Source organism: Prevotella sp. TF12-30 (assembly GCF_003436715.1).
Taxonomy (GTDB): Bacteria; Bacteroidota; Bacteroidia; order Bacteroidales; family Bacteroidaceae; genus Prevotella; species Prevotella copri_A.
Genome location: NZ_QSQJ01000131.1, coordinates 1 through 440 on the forward strand (window position 1 = coordinate 1; position 440 = coordinate 440).

Annotated in this window: 1 protein-coding gene; it reads right to left on the reverse strand. The window is 47.3% G+C overall.

Annotated features, from left to right (window positions below; translation table 11 throughout):
* Positions 1 to 440 (reverse strand): hypothetical protein (locus tag DXD25_RS16440; protein WP_187360516.1); only part of this gene is annotated, 440 nt, incomplete at both ends.

Below are 440 nucleotides of genomic sequence, written 5' to 3' on the forward strand. Positions count from 1 at the left end.
AAAGAGTTCGTAGAACTTTTGGTTGTCGAGAAGTTACTGATACCCTTTACCTTGACAGGCTCACCATATACAACTTCTCCGTTGTCTGTCTTAATCTGTGGACGATAATATACAGAACCACCAGACTTATAAACCTTGTCAGGAAGTCCGTCACCGTTCAAGTCAACGAGTGCGGAAAGTCCCTTGCTGGTATCGCTGGAGTAGCTGTAAGAACCTCCTATTGTATTGCCTTTCCATTTGCTTCCGTCCCAAGGTCCCACACCTGCATAGAACGAACCGCTTACAGAAGAACTTGTCGTTCCGCCAAGTGCAGTTGGCTTGTCGCTGAAGCGCTTGCTGACAGTCTTTAAAGGATTGACGAAACCAGCGTCAAGTCCGTCATCGTGCGTGTTCCATTTCTCGGAATCGTCCTTGAACGGAACATATCCCTTTTCAGCCTG